This window comes from Zavarzinella formosa DSM 19928, assembly GCF_000255705.1.
In the GTDB taxonomy this organism is placed as follows: domain Bacteria; phylum Planctomycetota; class Planctomycetia; order Gemmatales; family Gemmataceae; genus Zavarzinella; species Zavarzinella formosa.
Map to the genome: position 1 here is coordinate 646,060 of NZ_JH636444.1, position 14,574 is coordinate 660,633.

The window sequence follows — 14,574 nt, forward strand, 5'->3', positions numbered from 1 at the left end:
CGGGCGAAGCCGGAGCCGGATGGTTGTTTCCCCGCCGGGCGGCACGGTCAACTGGCACACGGCCGCAGCCTTGGTGCCGGACCGGGCCGGGTTCACGGCGTCGGTCCGGCCGCGGATCAGGAATTCATGGAAGGCGTCTTTGACGAACGGAGTGAGGTTTGGCGTCCCAAACACTCTCGCCTCGTTCGTTTCATTTTCAGTGAACACCCATCCCGGCCCGCCGTCCGCGGCAAGCAGGAAGCGACCGAGAGTGCAATGCTCGGCCAGCACGCCAGCCGCCGTCGCGGTCAGGCTCGGCTTGGGCCATTTCCCCTCGTCGGAAGGCGAACCCCAGGCCCATGTGTTGCGAAACCAGGCGGTCGGCAACACATGCAGCGTCGCCGCCTCCGGCCCGCGATTGGCGATGGTGACGCGAATCAGCAGATCGTCCGCATCCGCCTTGGCATATTCTGCCGTCACGTCCCAGTAAAGGCTTCCGTCGAAGACACCGGTGTCGGCCAGTTCATATTCCAAATCGTCCCGCCCGCGGCGGCCATTCTCGGCCACGAGTTGCCGGTACGGGAACTCGGCCTGCGGGTATTTATACAGTCCCTTCAGGTAACTGTGCGTCGGCGTGGCGTCGAGGTAAAAATAGGCCTCCTTCACATCTTCCCCGTGATTTCCCTCCCCGTTCGTCAGCCCGAACAATCGCTCTTTCAGAATGGGGTCGCGGCCATTCCACAGGGCAAGGGCAAAGCACAGCCGGCACTCGCGATCGGTGATGCCGAGCAACCCGTCCTCGCCCCAACGGTACGCCCGGCTGCGGGCGTGGTCGTGGGGGAAGTAGGTCCATGCGTCCCCGTTCGGCGAATAGTCCTCGCGGACGGTGCCCCACTGCCGCTCGGCCAGATACGGCCCCCACCGTTTCCAGTTCCGTTCGCGGCGACCGTCTTCGGCCAGGCGGACCGCTTCCGGGTCCGCGGGCTTTTCCGGGGGCGGGGCGGCCGGAGGCGGGACGTCGGGCATGGAGGACTGGGTGAGAGAGATGTTACTGCTCGTGGTAGGACCAAGTCAGACCGCCATCGATGAAATACGTCGCCCCTGTCACGTATGCCGCGTCCGGCGAGGCCAGGAACGCGGCCAGCCCGGCCACGTCCTCGGGCTTGCCGAGCCGGCCGAGCGGGATCTTGTCCGTCAGGGCTTTTAACAGTTCCGGGCTGTTCAACAATTTCGTGTTGATGGGCGTCTCGATGGCGCCGGGGGCAATGGCGTTCACCGTGATGCCAAGCGGCCCGAGTTCGACGGCCAAGTCTCGCGTCAGCATCCGGACAGCCCCCTTGCTGGCGCAATACGTCGAGAAACCGGGGAACGGCAAGTCCTCATGCACCGAACTGATATTGATGACTGTTCCCGGCCGGCCGGCGGCCCGAAGTTGGTTGACAAACGCCTGCGTGGAGAAGAACAATCCCTTGAGGTTGACACTCAAGACGCGGTCATAATCGGCCTCCGTCACATTCCAGAAGTCGGCCTTGTGTTCAACGCCGGCGTTATTAACCAGAATGCCGGGCGTCCCGAGGCGGCGCTCCGCCTCCGCGAGCATCTCCCGGATGGCGGCGAGGTCGAGCATGTCGGCCCGGATGGCCGCCGACTTGCGGCCGGCCGCCTCAATGGCGGCCACCGTTGCCGCCGCCCCGGCGTCGTCGTGCCCGTAGTTAAATGCCACGTCCGCGCCGTCGCGGGCTAGTCGCTCGGCGATCCCCCGGCCGATGCCGTGGCTGCCGCCAGTGATGAACGCAACCTTGCCTTGGAGACGCATGACGCCCTCCGGGTTTCTGATGGCCCTATGGTAGAGCGACGCGGCGCATGAACGCAAAGATTAATTGACGGCAAGGGTCCGTGTTGGCGAAAAGGACTACATCTCTCCGGAGAGGCGCACGAAATGCTGTGATCTCCCGGTACGGATTACCGGAGCATATCAACCATGGACAACTCATCGCCTTCGCCGGCCGATCCCGTCGGCATCAGGCATCAGCCGCTTACGCCACCGCCGGCCCGGCATGCGGCGCCGGTGGCTAAAAAATTGCGGATTTACAGCCACTCGGATTTTTTTTACTGGTGGCCGGTCTGGGCCGTCGGTTACGTGATGATGTTTCTCACCTATTGGCGTGGACAGCCTCATGAGATCGGGACGGACAGAGAACTGTTCCACGCCAGTTCCAATTTGGGCGTTGTCTATTTCGCCACCCTATTCGCGGTGATCCTCATCACGAATTTTCGTGTTCGCGGGCTAGCCTCCGGCGTTGTCATCTTGGGCGGGTTGCTCGTGACCGTTTTCCTGGCGTACATGGGCTGGTGGGACGAGATCTTTGTCCTGTTCGGAGCCCTGAAGATTCACATGAACATGGGCGCGTATCTGTGGTTCTCCACCCTGTTGTTTTCCGCGTGGTCGGTCAGTGTGTTCGTTTTCGACCGCATGAGTTACTGGCTGGTGGAACCGGGCCAGGTCACCCACGTCCATGTCCTCGGAGCCGGGTCGAAGAGTTACAACACGCAGGGAATGATGCTGGAGAAACACCGGGATGACCTTTTTCAGAACTGGCTGCTCGGCTTGGGGTCCGGCAACCTCGTCATCCGGACCAGCGGGGCCACCCGCGAGCAGATTGACGTTCCCAACGTCCTGTTCATCGGCTGGAAGGTGGCGAAGATGCAACATTTGATTGCTTCCGAACCCGAGGATGCCGCCGGGGCCTGACTCTTTTCACGTCGACGCGCCCCGGCCAAAGAGAGCACGAATCCGCCATCGCGATGACATCTTTCAAGCAGAGGCGGCTTTGCCATGTCGGCTTGCTTGCCTCCCTCCAGAATGCTTTGGCGCGACTCGCAAGCAGTGGCTAAAAAGGGGGCACTGTCCAATCTCCCGGCGCCGTGCAAGGAACAACCGGCCCCGACCACTCCAAAGCGTTTGCCAAGCAACCGGCGGCCGTGCCTTGCCTGTGCGCGGCCGCCGTGTCATTTCACCCGTTAGACCGACGCCAGAGGCTGGCGACGAGGAAGCCGCCGAGCCGGTGTTCCACCTGCTCCGGTGTGAGCCCATGCGCCAGCAAGACAGGTCCCGGATCCTCCAAACGCCCGGCGGGAATTCGGGTCACCACCTTGAAGCAGAGGTACATGACCGCGAGGGCCGCATGAGCTCCAATCCGCTTCAGACGACTGGCGGGGAGTGCGAAATCGCCCACAAGCCATCGTCCGCCCGGCTCCAGGTGGCGAGCGAGGCGTTCCACGAGGGTTTGTAGTTCGGCAGCCGTGAGGCAATCAAGAAAGAAGTTGGTGACGATCAGGTCATAAGGCGGGCCGTCCGGCTCAAACCGTCGCGCGTCGCCGACGTGCCATCGGACGTTGCGAGCGCCGGGAAGCCCCGTGAGGCGTTGTCGGGCTCGAGCGACCATCTCCGGACTGGCATCGACGACATCCAAGGCGGCATTTGGGTTCCGCAACAGAAAGGCGTTTACAAATCGGCCGTCTCCTTCGCCAAGCACCAGCACCCGTCGCACTTCGGTCAACTGGTCCACAAGCGCCGTTCGGCACCATTGGAGCAATCCCCCGAAAGTGACGGCCTCAATCCAGACGTAGTGCGGAGCAAGAATGTCGAAGCAAGGAGGTTTCACGGAACAACACAGCAGGCGAGAGGAGTGAGGAGCACGGCGTCGGCGAGGACGCGGGCGACACGCAAACGGCGTCGGCATGTGAGGCGTGTCACGAGAAGGCTGAGCGAAGCGCCGCCGACGGCCAGGCCAATGGCTAACGGCAAAGCGACACAGAAAGCCAGCAGACCGACTCCCAAGATGAATTCCGGCCAGGCCCGCCGCGGTCCCCCGGACTCCCAGCGGTCGATGAGCCGGCAGTTGAGGAAGCAGAGTCCGGCAAAGGCGGCGATCCCGGGAACCCACTGGACGGGGGGCGGGCCGTTGACGGGGAGCGGGATGGCGACGCCCCCGGCGAATCCAATCGCCACGAGCAATTCTTTCACTCCGGCATGCGAATGAAGGCTTCCTCCGGCAATGTGGATGAGGCCGAGGTAAGCGGCCACTCCCAAGCCGACAACCAGCCCGGCCAGAATGTATCCGGCGGGCAGCCATGCGGCGGCGAACACGGAAAGGCAAGCCGCCAGAAGACCCGCGCCGAGGAACAGGCGGGGGCGACGGGCGGCGGCCCGATGCCGGTCGGCGTCGAGACATCCCCTCGCGGCGTCAAGCCGTCTATCAATGAGATAGATGGACCATACGGCGGCCCCCAAGGCGGCCGAGGCGACCCAAGGAACATCCACATCGAATCGGCCTGCCAAAAACCGCTGCCAGACGATGGCGACGACGGGCGCGTCCAAGGCAAACAGGTTTGGAAGCAGCCACCAAGGGGAGGTATCAGCCAGGGACATGCTTGAATCATATCCGGATCGGTCGGAGTTGACTAACAATCGGCTTCGAGGTGAAGCCGCATGGTGCCATGGTCGCAGTCAGACATCGCGAGCAGAAATGCAGCCTGAGGGCGGTGTCTTTCCCGCGGATCTCGGGATGATTCCCATTTTCGCCGCTGAGAACAGACGAATGCTCGCACAATGAGTGCAGATTAGCATGACCGCCGCCAAGTCGTCGGAGAAGTCGGCCCGCGGGCGAGGGCCACCCCGCCTGACCGGCAGCGAGGTCAACTCAGAGTCGAACTTGAATTCCGTGTGCGAGCAGACCGAGCAAGTGATTACCCCGACCTTGGTGTGGAACCAGTCGAGGACTTGGCGCATCTGGCGTTCGTTCATTGCTGAAGTCCTCCTCATGAAGTTAAGTTGATTTTGCAGGGTCCCGGCTCGGATGCAATCGAGTCGAGGCGGATGATGACGACCAGCCTCTCCGCAAAACACTTCGTTGACGTAACCGCATGGCCGAACACCAAACTCATCTCCCGGCGGCGATGTCTGCCTGTCAGGCCGCCGCCAATTGCGCAAAATCCGAGACTGCCTTCGACTTGTTAAGAACACGCCTGACAATCTCCTCGAATTCGTGATAACTGTCTTCCCCCAAAACCGTGTGAATCAGCGGATCGGCGGCGAGGAATGCTTGCTTGGCGAGCGGTTCAAGAACGGCCGCATCGGAAACCCGACGGTCCGCCGCGTCGTTCAGCCGCGCGACATCCGGGATGCAAAAACGGCAACGGCCTTGCAAAATCACCGCAAGATGACGAGCCAGTCGGTGGGTCCAATTTGGTCCGGCGTCCCAAGTCATTTTGTTCTCCGTTGTGTCGCGGCGAGCATGTTTCATCCGGTCTCGTCCGAAACATCCGCCAGGCGGCGGAATGATGATCCGGCTTCCCCGGCAATCGGAAGCCATTGACGTCAACAAAGTCGCTTGTGATGGTGTGTCATTCATCAGTGAAAGCAATTGAAATGCCAAAGACGCCGAGTGTTCGACAGCGACATGGCCGACTTTGAACATTCGTGGATTGAGGCTTTTTTGGTCAATACTGTCAGGGAAGCGTCAAGCATTGGCTCCAAGGCAGGTTATGGCTGAATCCTCGCACCTAGCCCGCAAAAAATCGGTGGTGAAAAGACACGGCTGGCGATTGGCAGCTGAGTAAAAAATGATTGATATTTTGCCTTCCCGACAAATCATGGTTTGAAGTTCGGCAAAGCTGTCTGTCGACGATGGCCAGATTTTGGACTTGTGTCCAGTTTGTGGACAGCGAACTAACCTGCCAAATCACTTTCATCCGACCGGAGATCGTTCCACATCTAACGTGACTCGCCAAAGCCGCGACACGAGTCGAGGGAGCCGATGAGCCCATAATTTGAAAAAGTCTGAACGGTGCGGCGAGTCAAAACGGAAGCATTGGCGATTGGCGCAAATTTTCACCCTTTGACTGCGAGATCGTGTCCGGCCAAACTATTGAACATCTGTCCCATGGTGGCCCGGTCTCTCGGCCACCAAACGGCGAAGCTCGCGGTCGATGGCTTCCGGGGCGAAGGGTTTGGTGAACAGCGGGGTGTCGCTCATGCGCCGGATGGCGGCGGCCGTGTAAGCGGTCACATCGGCAGACATGCCGCAGCAGATCAGGGTGGGATGCGCGGAGCCAAGCTCCGCAAGGGTCTTGGCTCCCTGAAAACCGGGAAGTTGCAAATCCACCAGCGCCACCTGGATCTCCTCCGGATGATCCCGAATGGCCGGGGCAGCCTCCGCAGGGTCGCCCGTCTCTGTCACCCTCCAGCCTTTTTCACCCAATTGCGCCGAGAGTTTTCGACGCGAACAGGCATCCGCCTCCACGATCAAAATTCCGGGGCAGGTCATCAAGGGCGATTGGTCGTCTTTGGCCACTTCGCTCGTTTTATCGCCGTCGTCGTTGGCATGCGCATCTGCTGCTGAAACCAGACGCGGAACGCCGGTCAACTCGGCGATTAATTGCTCCATATCAACGGCGAGTTCCCTTGGCCCGTGAACGCGCACACGGGACTCGATCGGGGCGTCTTCACCGATGCCCACGGACAAGCCGCCTCTGCCGTTTGTCACCTCCATCGCCTCGGCATCGTTGGCCGCGTCTCCGATGAACACCGGATACGACACGGAATCCAGCCGGTCCAGGATCATCGCGACGGCCGTGCCCTTGTCCCAACCACCCGCCGGGGTGATCTCGATGGCCTCGGACACCACTCGCTGACGCACCCACGGCAATTCGTCCGTCAGCCTGGCCACCTCCAGCCGGAAAGTGACGGCCATGAGTGGAAGAAGACCCCGATAATGCAACGAAAGCCCAACAGGCTTTCGTTCGGCCCACGTGCCGGGATAGCGGGCCAGCAGGGGGACCAGATGATCGTGCAGCAGATCCAGCACCCTGCCGAACGCTGCTCCGCGGGGGTCCGCCATGCGACGCCCGCCCAAATCAAGCTCGGCCCCGCCGGAGCCGACATACCATACGCCCTCCAGCCCAATCAGGCCGCGAAGTTCTTCCAAAGCCCGGCCGCTCACCATGGCCAGACGGACGCCGGGAATCCGCGAGAGTCTGCTCAGTCGATCACGGTCCTCCGGCATGAGCCGGGCGAGGCTCGGGTGACGGACGATCGGCGTGAGCGTGCCGTCGTAATCAAACATGATGACGACCGGCCGGCCTGAACGATGAAGGGCGGCAATGGTTCTCACCCATCCCAATGAAAACAATTTTGGCTCGTTCATCAGGAGGCTCCCATCAAGTGAATCAGGCTCAGGGCAGTCGCACTGGCGATCATCCCGTTCACCTCTTGCGAATCGATTTCTTCAATCTCGGACTCCGTTTTGATGTCCGGCTCCGGCGAGATCTCCGGTTCCAGTTCGTCCAAGGGTTCATCAACCAGTTTGGCCGCCTCGGACAGCAACATTCCGGCCCAGCGGTAGATGTTGTGATCCGCCACCTGTTTGCGCATCCGCCGCATCCGGCGCCGTTGCTCGTCGGGGGACATGGTCAGGGCGGTCAGGAGGGCGTCGGCCAGTTCGTCCACGTCAAACGGGTTGACCAAAACGGCGTCGGTCAGTTCACTGGCCGCCCCGGTGAATCGGGACAGCACCAGCGCCCCGCCCTCGTCCGGCCGGGAGGTCACGAATTCCTTGGCCACCAGGTTCATGCCGTCATGTAGGCAGCTGACCACGCACCCGGCCGCCATGCGATACAGCAGGGTAATGTCTTCCAGCCCGAAATGCTCGTTGAGGAAAACAACGGGCTTCCAATCCGGCGTCCCATGCTCCCGGTTGATCGTCTCCGTCAATTCGGCGACCCGGATGTTCAGGTCGCGGTATTCCGGCAAATCGGTGCGGCTCGGGGCCCCGGCCTGAAGGAAGTGAAAGCGACCTTTCCATTCGGGATGGCGAACCAGCAGGCGGTTCACCGCCGCCAGTCGCTCCGGGATGCCCTTCGTATAGTCCACCCGGTCCACGCCCACCAAAACGGGAAGATCTCCGAGGCCGTGTCGTTGCCGAAGGCCGGCCGCCCGTTGTTCCCAGTCGTCGCCCAAATAAGTCTCTGCCAATTCCGGATCGACGCTGATCGGAAAGGGACGGACCCGGCAATGACGGCCGCCGCTGGTGACCCCGAAATGTTCCCGGTCGAGACGGCACTCCAGCGTCCGGTCCACCGTCTCCAGAAAATTGTTGCAATGGTACTGTGTGTGGAACGAGAGCAGATCGTTCCCGAGCATCCCCTGAAGAATCTCCGACGCCCACGGACAGACGCGGAACGTCTCCGGGTTCGGCCAGGGGATGTGCCAGAAGTGAGCGACCACCAAATCGGGCCTGGCCGCCTTCAGCAGTTTCGGCAGCAGGGCAAAATGGTAATCCTGGACGAACACCACGGCCGGCCCCTTTCCCGCCTCCTGCAAGACGGCGGCCGCAAATTGCTCGTTCACCCGCTTGTAAGCCTCCCAATGGTCGGGGGAAAACGACGGCCGGCAATAGACCTGATGACACAACGGCCACAGGCTGCCGTTGGAAAAACCGTAGTAATACCCGGCCTCGTCCTCCGGCGTCAGCCAGACCCGGCGGAGCAGATAGCTCGGATCGCCGGGCGGCACGCCGATGTGGCCGCGACTGTCGGCGGTCCGTCGGTCGGCGTTCCCGGACCCGTGGGCCACCCATACGCCGCCGCACGCCCGCATCACCGGGTCGAGTGCCGTCGTCAGTCCCCCGGCCGGGCGGATGCACTCGACTTCGCCGCCCGGCAGGTTCCGGTGGATGTAGGGTTCGCGGTTGGAGACCACGATCAGTTTCGCGGAGCCGAGCCGGGTTCCCGCAATCGCCTCAAGCCGCTCTTTGGTCCAGGCCATGGTGAACTTTTTCGTGAAGTTCGGAGACGTCGGATCGCCCCTGTGTCCGTTCCGAAGGCAATTCCGTTTGCGGCGATTGCATTTCCCTGCCAGAGGCATCACATTTGCCGCTCAACGCAACTGGAATGCCAGATTTCCCGGCGTCACGGACATCCGAGTCATGGCCGCCGGATCCGAGCCGTTCGGGCGCCTCGCTCCGGGCCGGCCGGCGATCATGCAAACGGCCATGAATTAATTACTTGTGGAAAAGTCCAATCCGGCGGGTCGTCAGCCGGGGCGGGTCGGAAACTGCGGACGGGATAAAATACGACGGCTGACGAGAAACCAAATTTCAATTAACGATCATGAATCAGACGATGATGCGAACAGCTTTCCAGAGAGATTTGACCTGGTCGCTGTCCAGATTCCGCACGGCTGTCCACTATCTGGACAACGAAAGGCCGGGCCAATGAACTCCAAACTCATCGCGAAACTGACCGCCCCGCTGGCCGCGCTGAGCGGGTTGTTGTTGCTGGTCGCGTTCGGGGCGGCTTCTTATGTTCGCAATTTGCAATCGTCGATGTCCAAACTGCTGTCGATCAACGTGGCGAGCGTTCGCGCGGCCCAGGATTTGGAAATCAGCATCCGAGAGGTGCGCACCCAGTTCGACCGGTATCTGATCACCGGGAACAAAAGGCATCTGGAGCCGGTTCCACGGTTGCGGGAACGGGCGACGGACGCGTTGGCGGCCGCAAACGAAGTGGCCACCACGCCGCCGGAACAAGCCCTCATGAAGCGGACGAGGGCCGGGATGGATCACTTCTTCGCCGAGTATGAACAATTGCTGAGGGAACAGCCACCGGAGGGGTTTTATCCGAAGCTCATCGAACTGAGCGACTCGGTTCTGACCAGGGAAATTCTCGAACCCGCCCACGAGTATCTCCGCCTCAACGAGGGCGTGCTGACCAGGACCAGCACGGAGAACCAGGAACTGGCCAACCGGATCACGGTGGCCATGATCGGGCTGGGAGTGTGCGGCGCGTTCGGGGGCATGCTGGCCGGATGGGTGATGGCGGTCGCCCTGCGGCGCTCCATGCGGCGCACCGAGGATCACCTGAGGGACACCGCGAGGCAATTGTCGCTCGCCGCGCATGCGGGGGAGAAGGACGCTTCGGAGCCGGGCGCGACGGGGGATGCGTTTCGCCAGGTGTCCGAATCCGTTTCGGCGGTGCTGAACCGGTTGAAACGAACCGAACGGGAGGCGTTGCGGGCCGAACAGCTGGCGTGGGTCGGCCAGATGGCGGCGGGCATCGCCCATGAGATTCGCAATCCGTTGATGTCCATCAAACTACTGGTGCAGGCCGCGGCCGACCGTCGTGGCGGGCCGTCGCTGCGGCCCAGGGATTTTGAGGTTCTGGAGTCCGAGATCATCCGGCTGGAGCAGATCGTCACGGACTTCCTCGATTTCGCGCGGCCCCCCCGCCTTGACAAGCGGCCCGTCGACCTCGCCGTCCTGCTCGGCCAGACATTGGAGGCCCTCCGCGGAAGGGCCGAATTGCAGGCCGTCCGCTTCCGTCTCGACTCGAACCGGCCGGATGTCGTGCTCGACGCGGACCCGAATCAACTGCGCCAGGTGATTTACAATCTGGCGCTGAACGCGATGGACGCCATGCCCAAGGGAGGCGAGGTGATCGTCACCTGTCTGTCTGGAACCGACGACCGCGACCGGTGTGTCCTGGTGACCGTCGAGGATACCGGGCCGGGATTGCCGGGCGATCTGGGCGAGCGAATTTTCGAGCCGTTCGTCAGCACCAAGGAATCGGGCCTCGGCTTGGGATTGTCCATCTGCCGCCGGATCATCGAAAGCCACGACGGACGGTTGCAGGCCGAAAACCGTCCGACGGGCGGCGCGGTCTTCACGATTCGTCTGCCGGTCCCGGCCACCGGACCGACGGACATGGCCAGCCGGAACGGGGAGGGTTCGCATGGCGAAATTGCTCATCATTGATGATGAACCGAACGTGCTTTACTCGCTGCAAACGGGCCTGGAGTCCGAGGAGCTGACCGTCGTGACGGCAGGAACGGGCAAGCAAGGGCTGGCGTCGCTGAAGACCGAATCGCCCGACGTGGTGATCGTCGACGTCCAGTTGCCGGATCAGTCCGGGCTGGAACTGCTCGCGCAGATCAAACGCCATGACCAGAAATTGCCGGTGATCGTCGTGACCGCGCATGCCGCCACGGAGACGGCCATCGAGGCGATGAAACGCGGGGCGTTCGAGTATCTGCTGAAGCCGGTGGACCTGTACCAGATTCGGGAAGTGGTGGGCCGGGCCGTGGAACTGCGTCGAATCCAGAGCGTGCCGGCCGTGTTTGACGGACCGTCCGACTCCGAGGGCTCCGACCGGATCGTCGGCCAGTCTCCGCCGATGCAGGAGGTGTACAAGGCGATTGGCCGCATCGCCCCGCAGGACGTGACGGTCCTGATCCTTGGCGAGAGCGGGACCGGCAAGGAACTGATTGCCCGGGCGCTCTACCAGCACAGCCGCCGGTCGGACCGTCCGTTTCTCGCGATTAATTGCGCCGCCATTCCGGAGGCGTTGCTGGAGAGCGAATTGTTCGGCCACGAAAAGGGGGCCTTCACCGGAGCCGACCGGCAGCGCGTCGGAAAGTTCGAGCAGGTGAACGGCGGGACGTTGTTTCTTGACGAAATCGGCGACATGACCCCCGCCACGCAGGCCAAGGTCTTGCGTTTGCTCCAGGAACAACAATTCGAGCGGATCGGCGGCCGGGAGACGATCTCGGCCGACGTGCGCGTCATCGCGGCCACCAACCAGAATCTTGACGAAATGGCCTCCGAGGGCAAATTCCGGCAGGATCTGCTTTATCGTCTCAACGGGGTGACGGTGTTGCTTCCTCCGTTGCGGGAACGCGAGGCCGACATTCCGATGCTGGCCGAGCACTTCGTGCGGATCATTTCCCGGAAATTGCAAAAAAACGTTCGCGCCTTGTCGCCGGAGGCCATGCGGTTGCTGCGGCTCCACCCGTGGCCCGGCAATGTCCGGGAACTGCAGAACGTGATTCGGTACGGGGTGATCCAGGCTCCCGGCGAAGTCTTGACTGCGGAATGTCTGCCGCCCGCGTTCCGTGGCGAACGGTCTCCGGCCGCCGCTTCAGATTCGGCCGACGTATGTCATGTGAGAACTCTCACCCGCCGATTGCTGGAGGCGGGCGAGGGGGACATTTATCGGAAGGTGCTGGCCGAGGTGGACCGGGCGGTGCTGGAGGAAACACTGAGGCACGTCGGCGGCAATCAGGTCCAGGCCAGCGAACTGCTTGGCCTCTCCCGCACCACGTTGCGAAACAAACTCGAACGCAAGACGAGTTGAATTTAAATGCGAAAGCCGTTCGGCAGGCGCAAAGCTGATGTCCCCGAAAAGTGTTTTTTGCGAGACACGAATCCCCCGAGTCCGAGATCCACGGAACCAAATGCATCCTTCCGATTCCCCGCTGATTCCCCTGACGATTTCGCGCAAACTCACCCGGCCCTTCGCCCGCTTCTGCCGGGTGGAGGCCGCGGGCGGGGGTGTCTTGCTGGCCTGCACTCTCCTCGCCCTGGCTCTGGCAAACATTCCGGCGACGACCGAAGCGTTCCATCACCTCTGGCACACTCCCGTGACCCTTGGAATTGGGGAGTTCGCCTTGAACCGGCCGCTGGAGTTTTGGATCAACGACGGCTTGATGACGATTTTCTTCTTTGTGGTCGGACTGGAGATCAAACGCGAGATTGTTCACGGCGAATTGCGGGACCCCAAAAAGGCCGCCCTGCCGATCCTCGGGGCGTTGGGGGGGATGCTGGCTCCGGCGGGGGTTTATCTGCTCTTGGAATCGTCGGGCCCGGGCCAGAATGGCTGGGGGATCCCCATGGCGACGGACATCGCGTTCGTCGTCGGATTTCTCGCGTTGCTCGGCAAACGGGTTCCCTCGGGCCTCAAGATATTCCTGCTCTCGCTGGCCATCGCGGACGACATCGGGGCGGTGCTGGTCATCGCCGTCTTTTATTCCACCAACCTGTCGATGATGTGGCTCGGCCTCGGCGGGGCGGGCTTCGCCCTGATCCTGCTGATGAATCGAATTGGCGTGCGGGCTGTGCCGCTGTATGCGATCGTCGGGGCGGGTGTCTGGCTATGCTTTCTGAACTCCGGCGTGCATCCGACGATCGCGGGAGTGATCCTCGGCCTGATGACCCCGACATCCGCCCACATCCCCGATGATCTGCTGACGAGGGTGGTCCGACGAGTGAACGAAGATCTTGCCCGGCCAGGCGAACTTCATGAACATCATTCCGGCACGCTGGAAACCTTGCAGTTCGCGGCGAAGGAAGCCCGTTCCCCGCTCGAACGACTGGAAACAAGTTTGCATCCGTCGGTGGCGTTCCTGGTCATGCCCCTGTTCGCCCTCGCCAATGCCGGGGTGACGGTGCGACCGGAGGCCGTCTCGAACACGGTCGCCCTGGCGGTGGCGTGCGGGTTGGTGTTCGGCAAACCGTCGGGGATTATGATGTTCTGCTGGCTGGCCGTGAAATTGAAAGTGGCCCGTCTTCCGGCCAACGTGACCTGGCCCGTGATGGTTGGGGCGGGCAGCCTCGGCGGGATCGGGTTCACAATGTCAATCTTTGTGGCCGGCCTGGCTCTCAAGGGCGAATTGCTTGACGCGGCGAAAATCGGCACTCTGGGAGGTTCTTGCGTGAGTGTGATTTTGGGATGCCTGATCTTGATGGCCACGATGCGACGCGAGAGAAAAGGGTGATTCGTTCGGTTCGGGACTTGGACATCACATTCTGCGGTTTGATGACGACCTCTTGCTCTTAACGCCACCTCTCGATCTTTAGCGGCAATCCAGTGAGTACTAACGTATTAATCCCCCCGCAAGCGATCCGCTTCGACTCGCAGGTCTCGCGGAATCGCTGAACGGCCGCTGTCTTGAGCATCAAGCACGCTTAGCAAACGCGACCTCAGCGGCCGTGCCGCAGACGACCGAGGCCTGGCACGGCCACGCGGCTCGGAGCACTCGGTCATTGGCCGGAGACATATATTGGGGCCAAAAAGTGAGTCGCCGAGTCCGCCGATCAGGCCGATCAGCCGCTCGACAATCAACCCGGCTTGACCCCCAACACAATCTCAACCGGAACCCACATCATCTGTCGGTCCGCGCTCTCGATGCGGAAACCGCTCTCCTCGACAGACCGTTGAACGTAAATCGGTCGACAGTCCACAAGGTTCGGAAAGTGGCGGTGGCTCCACTCATACACGCGCAGGACGAAACTATCCTCACCCTCCTTGGACACCCCGACGACGGCGATGCGGCCGCCGTGACGCAACACCCGTCTGCACTCGGCGAGGACGGCGGGGATCTCCGGGGTGTCGAACAGTTCCAGGGTGAAGCTGATGAAGATGGCATCGAAACCGTTCGCCGGGTATGGAAGCCGGGTCGCGTCGCCGCAGGTCAGTTCCACCCGCCCGTCCAAACCCACTTTGAGCAAGGTGCTTTTGGCGGTCGCGACCATCCCGTCCGACAGGTCGAGGCCGCACACCCTGCCCGTCGGGCCGACGGATTGGGCCAGGGAAACGAGCGAGTGTCCCGTCCCGAAGCCGATCTCAAGAACCTTCTCCCCCGGCTTCGCGTCGAGTTGGTCCAACCCGGCGCGACGCATCGGCCCCTCGCTGTGTTCCGCCAGCAGGTCTTATACCGAATCTCGTTGAACCGTAATCATCCGAGTTTGACGGCCCAAT

General features: G+C 62.0%; 11 protein-coding genes and 1 pseudogene. 4 read left to right on the forward strand and 8 right to left on the reverse strand.

What is annotated here, in order from left to right:
* Positions 1–1,005, reverse strand: a pseudogene (locus tag BGIM_RS66635) (MGH1-like glycoside hydrolase domain-containing protein); the annotation flags it as partial.
* Between the two features lie 22 nt (positions 1,006–1,027).
* Entirely contained in the window at positions 1,028–1,795 is a 768-nt protein-coding gene (locus tag BGIM_RS0131860) for an SDR family NAD(P)-dependent oxidoreductase (protein ID WP_020473717.1), read from the reverse strand.
* Positions 1,796–1,960: 165 nt separating this feature from the next.
* Here BGIM_RS0131860 and BGIM_RS0131865 point away from each other — a divergent pair, with 165 nt between their 5' ends.
* On the forward strand, positions 1,961–2,731 hold the full coding sequence (locus BGIM_RS0131865) for a hypothetical protein (RefSeq protein WP_020473718.1): 771 nt from the start codon (positions 1,961–1,963) through the stop codon (positions 2,729–2,731).
* Positions 2,732–2,993: 262 nt separating this feature from the next.
* On the opposite strand, the gene BGIM_RS63600 is transcribed toward BGIM_RS0131865, so the two are convergent.
* The 5 genes from BGIM_RS63600 to BGIM_RS0131895 all read right to left on the reverse strand — a co-directional run bounded on the left by BGIM_RS63600 (position 2,994) and on the right by BGIM_RS0131895 (position 8,806).
* On the reverse strand, positions 2,994–3,644 hold the full coding sequence (locus tag BGIM_RS63600) for a class I SAM-dependent methyltransferase (protein WP_020473719.1): 651 nt from the start codon (positions 3,642–3,644) through the stop codon (positions 2,994–2,996).
* Positions 3,641–4,411 (reverse strand): hypothetical protein, encoded by a 771-nt coding sequence (locus BGIM_RS63605; protein ID WP_020473720.1) that lies wholly within the window; start codon positions 4,409–4,411, stop codon positions 3,641–3,643. The genes BGIM_RS63600 and BGIM_RS63605 overlap by 4 nt, the downstream gene beginning before the upstream one ends.
* Positions 4,412–4,949: 538 nt before the next feature.
* Positions 4,950–5,249, reverse strand: coding sequence for a hypothetical protein (locus tag BGIM_RS63610; RefSeq protein WP_157369566.1), 300 nt, complete (start codon positions 5,247–5,249; stop codon positions 4,950–4,952).
* Between the two features lie 657 nt (positions 5,250–5,906).
* On the reverse strand, positions 5,907–7,187 hold the full coding sequence (gene otsB / locus BGIM_RS0131890; protein ID WP_020473723.1) for a trehalose-phosphatase: 1,281 nt from the start codon (positions 7,185–7,187) through the stop codon (positions 5,907–5,909).
* Positions 7,187–8,806, reverse strand: a complete 1,620-nt coding sequence (locus BGIM_RS0131895; protein ID WP_020473724.1) for an alpha,alpha-trehalose-phosphate synthase (UDP-forming) — start codon at positions 8,804–8,806, stop codon at positions 7,187–7,189. The genes otsB and BGIM_RS0131895 overlap by 1 nt, the downstream gene beginning before the upstream one ends.
* A 448-nt stretch (positions 8,807–9,254) precedes the next feature.
* On the opposite strand from BGIM_RS0131895, the gene BGIM_RS0131905 reads away from it, so the two are divergent.
* The 3 genes from BGIM_RS0131905 (at position 9,255) to nhaA (ending at position 13,591) form a co-directional block, all read left to right on the forward strand.
* On the forward strand, positions 9,255–10,793 hold the full coding sequence (locus BGIM_RS0131905) for an ATP-binding protein (RefSeq protein ID WP_020473726.1): 1,539 nt from the start codon (positions 9,255–9,257) through the stop codon (positions 10,791–10,793).
* Complete coding sequence (locus BGIM_RS0131910; protein WP_020473727.1) at positions 10,771–12,171, forward strand: sigma-54-dependent transcriptional regulator; 1,401 nt, start codon at positions 10,771–10,773, stop codon at positions 12,169–12,171. The genes BGIM_RS0131905 and BGIM_RS0131910 overlap by 23 nt, the downstream gene beginning before the upstream one ends.
* A gap of 100 nt (positions 12,172–12,271) precedes the next feature.
* Complete coding sequence (nhaA, locus tag BGIM_RS0131915) at positions 12,272–13,591, forward strand: Na+/H+ antiporter NhaA (protein ID WP_020473728.1); 1,320 nt, start codon at positions 12,272–12,274, stop codon at positions 13,589–13,591.
* A gap of 343 nt (positions 13,592–13,934) precedes the next feature.
* Here nhaA and BGIM_RS53455 read toward each other — a convergent pair whose 3' ends face one another.
* Positions 13,935–14,495, reverse strand: coding sequence for a methyltransferase domain-containing protein (locus BGIM_RS53455; RefSeq protein WP_020473729.1), 561 nt, complete (start codon positions 14,493–14,495; stop codon positions 13,935–13,937).
* Positions 14,496–14,574: the final 79 nt, after the last annotated feature.